The sequence below is a fragment of the Luteibacter sp. SVR4-7G genome (genome assembly GCF_056755555.1).
This window is the reverse complement of sequence record NZ_JBPGXO010000008.1, coordinates 100428-108654: the sequence shown is the minus strand read 5'-3', so window position 1 is coordinate 108654 and position 8227 is coordinate 100428. Positions and strand designations below refer to the sequence as shown.

At 66.9% G+C, this 8227-nt stretch carries 7 protein-coding genes; 2 read left to right on the top strand and 5 right to left on the bottom strand.

Annotation, left to right across the window (positions count from 1 at the left end):
* Window positions 1–313: 313 nt before the first annotated feature.
* A complete protein-coding gene (locus ACR9ZH_RS05100; RefSeq protein ID WP_481289670.1) occupies window positions 314–1162 on the bottom strand; it encodes an alpha/beta hydrolase in 849 nt (282 codons plus the stop codon).
* 38 nt (window positions 1163–1200) lie between these two features.
* On the opposite strand from ACR9ZH_RS05100, the gene prmC reads away from it, so the two are divergent.
* On the top strand, window positions 1201–2019 hold the full coding sequence (gene prmC, locus ACR9ZH_RS05095) for a peptide chain release factor N(5)-glutamine methyltransferase (protein ID WP_481289669.1): 819 nt from the start codon (window positions 1201–1203) through the stop codon (window positions 2017–2019).
* Between the two features lie 4 nt (window positions 2020–2023).
* Here the strand turns inward: prmC and dxs are convergent, their stop codons facing one another.
* Both dxs and ACR9ZH_RS05085 read right to left on the bottom strand, forming a co-directional pair.
* Window positions 2024–3919, bottom strand: a complete 1896-nt coding sequence (dxs, locus tag ACR9ZH_RS05090) for a 1-deoxy-D-xylulose-5-phosphate synthase (protein WP_481289668.1) — start codon at window positions 3917–3919, stop codon at window positions 2024–2026.
* 63 nt (window positions 3920–3982) lie between these two features.
* Window positions 3983–4585, bottom strand: a complete 603-nt coding sequence (locus ACR9ZH_RS05085) for an HNH endonuclease (RefSeq protein ID WP_481289667.1) — start codon at window positions 4583–4585, stop codon at window positions 3983–3985.
* Window positions 4586–4858: 273 nt separating this feature from the next.
* On the opposite strand from ACR9ZH_RS05085, the gene ACR9ZH_RS05080 reads away from it, so the two are divergent.
* Window positions 4859–5617 (top strand): SapC family protein, encoded by a 759-nt coding sequence (locus ACR9ZH_RS05080; protein ID WP_481289666.1) that lies wholly within the window; start codon window positions 4859–4861, stop codon window positions 5615–5617.
* 138 nt (window positions 5618–5755) lie between these two features.
* Here the strand turns inward: ACR9ZH_RS05080 and ACR9ZH_RS05075 are convergent, their stop codons facing one another.
* Window positions 5756–6232: an N-acetyltransferase family protein gene (locus ACR9ZH_RS05075; RefSeq protein WP_481289665.1), complete on the bottom strand. Its 477-nt coding sequence runs from the start codon at window positions 6230–6232 to the stop codon at window positions 5756–5758.
* A 206-nt stretch (window positions 6233–6438) separates the two neighbouring features.
* A complete protein-coding gene (locus ACR9ZH_RS05070; RefSeq protein WP_481289664.1) occupies window positions 6439–8214 on the bottom strand; it encodes an acyl-CoA dehydrogenase C-terminal domain-containing protein in 1776 nt (591 codons plus the stop codon).
* Window positions 8215–8227 lie beyond the last annotated feature (13 nt).

Below are 8227 nucleotides of genomic sequence, written 5' to 3'. Positions count from 1 at the left end.
TCACAAACTCCGTCAACCGCTGCGCATACCGCAACCACTCCGTCGCCTCATTCATCAACTCATGCACCGAAGCAACCAAATGACGGACGCGTGTGTGCTCACACGCTGCGGGAATTGCCCGCGAATCGCGACCTGCAATGCGAAGCGCGACCTACAAGATGTCGCCTCCCTTCCTACCCGTCGCTCCCGCGAAGGCGGGAGCCTGGTGGCTCTTGCTGCAGGGTTGCGAAAACGCTCAGTGCATTCGTGAAGTCATTCGCGAAAGGCTGTCGCGCGCGGTGCGCGCTCCTACAGGGCGTGAACGGGACGGTTTTTATCGGCTTCGCTTGCGAATGAAGTCTGTCACATCGCGCATCACCGGGGCCGCGTGATGCAGCGGCCCCAGCGCGAAGGCGACACCCTCGTGCCCGAGGTTCGGATACAGCTTCAACTCCACCGGCTCGCCCATCTGGCGGAATCGTCCTTCGAGGGATATGGCCTCGGACGGAAACACTTCCTTGTCCTTCTCGCCCTGGAGAAGGAGCGCGGGAGGCTCGTCGCCGTCCACGAAGTTGATCGGTTGCGACCGCGCCTGCTCGGCGGGTGTGTCACCGAACATGGCGATGTACCAGGGCTCGTCCAAGGGAAGGAAATCGTACGCGCCCGCGACGCCGATGAAGCCGGCGAGGTCGCGGGGTTTCATTCCCACCGCGGCCAGCCACTGCTTGTCGGTCGCCAGCATCGCGGCGATGTGTCCGCCTGCGGAATGTCCCATCACGAAAAGATACGAAGGATCGCCGCCGAATGCCGCGGCGTGGTCGCGCGACCAGCGCACGGCTTCCGCACCGTCGTGAAGAAAGCCATCCATGCGTACGGCTGGCCACTGGCGGTAGTCCGGAATCATCGCAACGATGCCTTGCGCGGCCAGCGCTTCGCCCACCCAGCGGTACCATTGCCGTTTGCCGGTCGTCCAGTCGCCACCGTAGAAGTACACGACAACGGGTGCGTGGCTGGCATGGGCGGGCGCATAGACGTCCAGCGACAGCCCGTCCTTTGCGTTGAACACGTTGTCCCGATGCGCGACGACATCCGCCGCGGGCTGCACCGCGTTGACTGCGCCGAAGAAGGTTGCGTGGCAACCGGCGAGCAGCAGGGCGGCAAGGAGGAGGGCGTGAGCGCGCATCGCGCGATTGTAGGCGCGCCGGCGGCTAGAATGGCGGTATGACCGATGTCCGTACGATCTTGCGCGATGCCGCCGCCGCGTTGGGCGATCGCCTCGAAGCCGAGCTGTTGCTGGCGCACGCGCTCGGGGTGGATCGCGCGTGGTTTTTCGCGCATGCTGAGGACCGCCTCGAGCAGCCCGGCATCGAGCGTTTCGAGGCGTTGCTGGGGCGGCGCGCCGGGGGCGAGCCCGTCGCCTATATCCTCGGTCGACGGGACTTCTGGTCGCTGCCGCTCGAAGTGACGCCGGCGACGCTGATACCGCGGCCCGAAACGGAATTGCTGGTCGAGCTTGGCCTCGAGCGCTTGCCCGAAGGTGGAGCGGTGCTAGACCTGGGCACCGGCAGCGGCGCCATCGCGCTTGCCATCGCGAGCGAACGCCCCGATGCGTCCGTCGTCGCGGTGGACGCGAGCGTGGCGGCCCTGGACGTTGCACGGCGCAACGCGGTCCGCCTCGGCCTCGAGCGCGTGCGCATGCAGGAAAGCGACTGGTATGCGGCGCTCGGCGCACAGCGCTTCGACCTGATCGTGAGCAACCCGCCTTACGTGGAAGCAGGCGATCCCCATCTCGGCGAAGGCGACCTGCGTTTCGAGCCGCCTTCGGCGCTCGCCTCCGGTCCCGACGGGCTCGACGACATCCGCCGCATCGCCGGCGGCGCCGCACGGCATCTGGCGTCCGGCGGATGGCTGCTCGTGGAACATGGGTGGAACCAGGGCGCGGCGGTACGCGAGATCCTCATCCGCGCCGGCCTCTGCCAGGCTTTCACCGCGCAGGACCTGGAAGCCCGCGACCGCGTGAGCGGCGCGCGGACCCGGTGAGCAACTAGCCCGCGCTCGCCACCGGCGACGCGCAGAACTGCGCAAAGCGCAGGCGGATCGCGTGACGTATCTGCGGCAGGTCGAGACCGGCCATGCTGAGCACTTCCTCGCGGCTGCCATGCTCCAGGTACACGTCGGGCAGGCCCAGGTGCTGGATCGGCAGCACGATGCCGTGCGCGGCCAGGCACTCGGCCACGCCCGCGCCGGCGCCGCCTGCGATGGCATTGTCCTCGACGGTGACGAAGGCCTTGTGCGTGCGCGCCAGCTCGAGGATCAGCTCCTCGTCCAGCGGCTTCACGAAGCGCATGTTCACCAGGGTAGCGTCCACCTCCGCGGCGATGACCGCGGCGGGCGCGAGCATGGTGCCGAAGGAGAGGATTGCGAGGCCGTGATGGCCGCGGCGGCGCACCTCGGCCTTGCCGATGGGATAGGTATCCAGCGTGGCCGCCAGCGGCGTGCCCGGGCCGGTGCCGCGCGGATAGCGCACCGCGGCGGGGCCGTCGTAGCGGAAGCCCGTGCTGAGCATGGTGCGGCATTCGTTCTCGTCGGCCGGCGCCATGATCACCATGTTCGGCAGGCAGCGCATGAAGGACAGGTCGAAGCTGCCCGAATGCGTGGCGCCATCCGGTCCGACCACGCCGGCGCGGTCGATCGCGAAGGTGACGTCCAGGTTCTGTAGGGCCACGTCGTGGATGGCCTGGTCGTAGGCGCGCTGCAGGAAGGTGGAGTAGATCGCCACCACCGGCTTCGCCCCCTCGACCGCCATGCCGGCGGCAAGCGTCACCGCGTGCTGCTCAGCGATCGCCACGTCGAAGTAGCGCTGCGGATATTCCTTCGAGAAGCGCACCAGGCCCGACCCTTCGCGCATCGCCGGCGTGATGCCGAGCAGGCGCTCGTCCGCGGCGGCCATGTCGCAGAGCCAGTCGCTGAAGACGTCGGTATAGGTCGGCTTGGCCGGCGCGCCCTTCTTGACGACACCCGCCACGGGGTCGAACGGACCCACGGCGTGGTATTCGATCTGCGCCTTTTCGGCCGGTTCGTAACCCTTGCCCTTGGTGGTCATGACGTGGAGCAGCTGGGGCCCGGGCAGGGCCTTCACTGTCTCCAGCGCATTCACCAGCTGGGCCATGTTGTGGCCGTCGATCGGGCCGGTGTAGTGGAAACCGAGTTCCTCGAACAGCGTGGACGGCACGAACATGCCCTTGGCGTGCTCTTCCCAGCGCTTGAAGAAGCGGCCGAAGAAGGATTCGCGCGGCATCGCCCTCTTCGCCCGTTCGCGCCAGGCGTTGAGCGTGCGGCTGGACATCGCGCGGGCCATCATCTTGGTCATCGCGCCGACGTTTTCGCTGATCGACATGCCGTTGTCGTTGAGGATCACCAGCATGTTCGGCTCGATGTCGCCGCCGTGGTTCAGCGCCTCGAACGCCATGCCCGCCGTCATCGCGCCGTCGCCGATCACGGCCACCACCTTGCGCGGGTCGCCGCGGCGCTGCAGCGCCACGGCCATGCCCAGGGCCGCGGAGATCGAGGTGGACGAGTGGCCCACGCCGAAGGTGTCGTATTCACTCTCCTCGCGGCGAGGGAACGGCGCGAGGCCGTCCTTCTTCTTGATCGTCGTGATCCGGTCGCGCCGGCCGGTGAGGATTTTGTGCGGGTAGCACTGGTGGCCGACGTCCCAGACCAGGCGGTCGTGCGGGGTCTCGAACACGTGGTGCAGGGCGACGGTGAGCTCGACCACGCCCAGGCCCGCGCCGAAGTGGCCGCCGGACGAGGCGACGGCCTCGATCAGGTAGCGGCGCAGCTCGTCCGCGATGGCCGGCAGATCGTCCGCCGGGAAGCGCCGGAGGTCCTCCGGCGACTCGATCTGTGCCAGATAAGGGTAACGGGAGAGGTCGGTCATCCCCCTATTGTTCGCCTCCAAAGGGGGCGGGGCAAGGGACAGGAGATGAATTTGCGGAGGCGTTCAGGCCGGCCGCCGGTCCCGTGGCAGGTGACTGACCAGGAATTCCATCTGGTCGGCCAGGATGTTGCGGTTGGACAGGATCAGGTGCTCGACCCAGCTGGGCCGATAGGGCACGGCCAGGAGCGGCATGTTGGCCTGCTGCGGGGTGCGGTTGCTCTTGCGCAGGTTGCAGGCCAGGCAGGCGCTGACCACGTTCTCCCACTCGTCGGCCCCTTTCTTGGACAGGGGCACCACGTGGTCGCGGGTGAGCTCGTGGCGGGTGTACTGGTGTCCGCAGTACAGGCAGATGTGCCGGTCGCGGGCGAACAGGGCCGTATTGGTCAGGGCCGGGGCGGGGTCGATGGCGTGTTCGCGGCAATGGCCGGTGCTGGCCACGATCGGGTGCAGCTCGAGGCTGCTGCGCTGTCCGCTGGCCCTGCTGATGCCACCGCGGACGGTCACGCAGGGGTCGCCGAGGGTCCAGGCCACCACCCCGCGTACATAGAGGCACACCGCGTCCTGCCAACTGATCCAGTCCAGGATACGGCCTGCCGCATCGAGGGACAGCACCCGCGTCGCATGTAACGCGGCCACCCTCGGCAGGTCTTCTTGGAGCACTTCCATCGTCATCGGGTCTCGTCCTTCACATATGCGAAAGAGCGTTCCAGCAAGCCGAACTCCGTGCGGATCGGAATCCGATCCCAGGCCCTCTTTGGGGGCTTCGGCCCGAGCATAGCCGATTATCGCGAAGGAAAAGCATTCGTCAGGTACGGTTCTTGCGGGGCTTTCCCTGTCATCCGGCACTGCTATAGTGGGGATTCGCATTCGAAGCCCGGCGGGTTTGGAAGGGGGGCCGGGGTGGCTTCCCAGGTCCGGCGGGTCCATGAGGGTTACACAGTGGCAGAAGTGCTTTTCTACGAGCGTCCGGTTCCCCTGAACCGCACCGCCCACCGCGACCTGCGTCTGAAGGCCGTGAACAACATCCGTTTCGCCGCCACCGCGCACTCCGTGCCGCTGACCGGCGTCGAGTTCGCGCCGGCCGCGCGCGACTTCCCGATCCTGTTCGCCGGCAACTCGATCGAGGAAGCGGGCCCGATGGCCCTGCTCGGCCTGCGCCAGGGCGAGAACCTCCTGGTCGGCGACAACGGCTTCTGGGAGCAGGGCATCTACATCCCGGCATTCGTCCGCCGCTATCCGTTCGTGCTGGCCGAAAAGCCGGCGGGTGCGGAAGGCGACGATTTCACGGTCTTCCTCGACGAAGCCTATGAAGGCTTCAACAACGACGAAGGCGAGCGCCTGTTCAACGACGACGGCACCGACGCGCCGGCCCTGACCAATGCCGTGAACTTCCTCGGCGAATTCCAGGACCACGTCGCCCGCACGCAGTGGTTCATGGGCAAGCTGCGCGAGCACGACCTGCTCGAGCCGCGCACCATCACCCTGCAGAAGGAAGGCAAGGGCATCAACCTCAACGGCCTCTTCGTGATCAACGAGGAAAAGCTGCGCGCCCTCGACGAGAAGACCGCCCAGGAATTCCTTCGCGAAGGCGCCCTCGGCTGGATCTATGCCCACCTCGTGTCGCTGGCCAACATCGACCGCATGGCGGCCCGCCTGGATAAGCGCGAGCAGCAGGAAGACACCGCGAAGAAGTCCTGAAGTTCGCAGGCTTCGTAACGAAAAACCGCCCCTCTCCGGGCGGTTTTTCTCTGTGTGGGAGCCGCTTCAGCGGCGATGGTGCTCGCGGCAAGCGTGCCCGCTGCCGCGGGATCGCCGGCATAGCCGGCTCCCACAGTCCTATCGTACGGGTTTCGCCAGCCGCATCAGGTCGGTGTCGAAGCCGTGCTTCCCGTACATGTTCAGGGCCTTTTCGTTGCCCGGGAACACCGCCAGCGTGACGAACTGACAGCGATGTTCCTTCGCCCAGGCATAGGCGTGGTCGAGCAGGAACTTGCCCGCACCCGCGCCCTCGTATTCCTCCGCCACCGCGATGTCGGAGATGTGGCAGTTGTCGCGATGGGTGAAGAAATCCTTGGTCTTCTGCAGGTGCACGAAGCCCACCGGATCCCCGTCCTCGTTTTCGGCCACGAAGATGTAGCTGTTCGAAGGTTGTTCGTCGAGGTGTTTCACGAGATCGGCCTCGATGCCCTTCAGGCAGTCGGTGCGCGTGCGCCCGTTGGGGAGCGGGAAGTCGACGAAACGGTGAAGCAGGCCGAGGATGAACTCGTCGTCGTCGCTCTCGGCGAGACGGATCAGGAACGTGGAGTCACTCATCGTATCGGGCACCGTCGCGGTAGAAGGTCCGGGCAGAACCTTTTTTCTACACCTTCACGGGGGCCGGGGAAAGCCCCAGCCCCTTTTGTAGGAGCGCGCCCTGCGCGCGACAGCTTTTGGGGCCGAGACCCGGAGCTGGCGCGCCAGCTTGGGGAATGCCGCGAAAAGCTGTCGCGCGCAGGGCGCGCTCCTACAAGGTCCAGGGCTCAGAGGATTTCCGGCAAGGTGGCGACGCCTGCCTCGATCGCCGCCTTGTGCACGTGGATACGCGGGAGGATGCGGGCGAAGTAGAAGGACGCCGTGTCCCGTTTGGCCTGGCGGCGCTCGGCAGACAGGTGGGAGCCGTCGGCGGCGAGGACGCTCCGGGCCCAGAAGTAGGCGAGGGTCACGTAGCCGGAAAAGTACAGGTAGTCCACGGCCGCGGCACCGAGTTCTTCCGGATCGGCCTGGGCGGATTGCGCGATGGCCTGGGTCAGGTCGCCCCAGGTCTTGGCCGCGGCGGCGAGCGGGCCGACGAAGGCCTTCACGGCGTCGTTGCCCTGGTTGGCCTGGCAGAACGCCGAGATCTCGCCCAGGAAATGTTTCAGTCCCGCGCCCTGCAGCTGCATGATCTTGCGACCGAGCAGGTCGAGGGCCTGGATCTGCGTCGTGCCCTCGTACAGCGTGATGATGCGGGCGTCGCGCACGAACTGTTCCATGCCGTGTTCGACGATGTAGCCGTGTCCGCCGAAGATCTGCAGGGCTTCCTTCGTGCACTCCTGCGCGGTCTCCGTGAGCAGGCCCTTGGCGATGGGGATGAGGAAGGACAGCAGTTCGCCGGCCTTCTTGCGTTCCTGCGCATCGGTGGCGCGGGCTTCGATGTCGCTCTGCAGCGCGGCATAGGTCGCGAGGAGCCGGCCGCCCTCCACGAAAGCTCGCTGGGTAAGCAGCATGCGCCGCACGTCGGGATGCGCGGTCAGCGGATCGGCCGGCTTCTCCGGCAGCTTCGGACCCGACAGGGCACGCATCTGCAGGCGCTCGCGCGCATAGTTCAGGCTGTTCTGCAGGGCCCGCTCGGACACGGCGAGGCCCTGGATGCCCACCGCCAGGCGCGCCGCGTTCATCATGGTGAACATCGCCATCAGGCCCTTGTGCGGTGGACCGATCAGCCAGGCTTCGGCCTCGTCGAAATTCATGACGCAGGTGGCCGAGCCCTTGATGCCCATCTTGTGCTCGATCGCACCCGCGGCCACGTGATTGCGCTCGCCCATCGCGCCGTCCTTGCCCACCTTGTACTTGGGCACCACCAGCATCGAGATGCCGCGGCTGCCGGCGGGCGCATCGGGCAGGCGCGCCAGCACGAGGTGCACGATGTTCTCCGCGAAGTCGTGCTCGCCCGCGCTGATGAAGATCTTGGTGCCGGTGACGCGATAGCTGCCATCGGCGTTCGGTTCGGCGCGCGTCTTCAGCAGGCCGAGGTCCGAACCGGCCTGGGGCTCGGTGAGGCACATGGTGCCGGTCCAGCGGCCCTCCACGAGCGGCTTGAGGAAGACGTCCTTCTGCCAGTCGTCGCCATGATGCTCGAGGGCATCGGTGGCGCCGTGCGACAGCAGCGGATAGATGCCCCAGGCGAGGTTGGCCGAATCGATCATTTCCTTGGTCAGCGCGCCGAGCACCGCGGGCAGGCCCTGGCCGCCGACGGCCTCGCGCGCCGTGAGGCCGGCCCAGCCGCCTTCGGCGTACTGCCGGTACGCTTCCTTGAAGCCCGCGGGCGTGGTGACCGTCGCCGTGGCCTTGTCGTAATGGCAGCCTTCCGCGTCGCCGGAGGCGTTCAGCGGGGCCAGCACCTGCTCGTTGAAGCGGGCCGCCTCGTCGAGCACGGCGTCGATGAGGTCGCGCGTATGCGCCTCGCCGCCTTCGAGCCGGGCGAGCACGGCTTCGGCGCCGAGCACGTCATAGAGCGCGAAGCGCATGTCATCGAGCGGGGCTTTGTAGAGCGTCATGGGAATCCAGTAG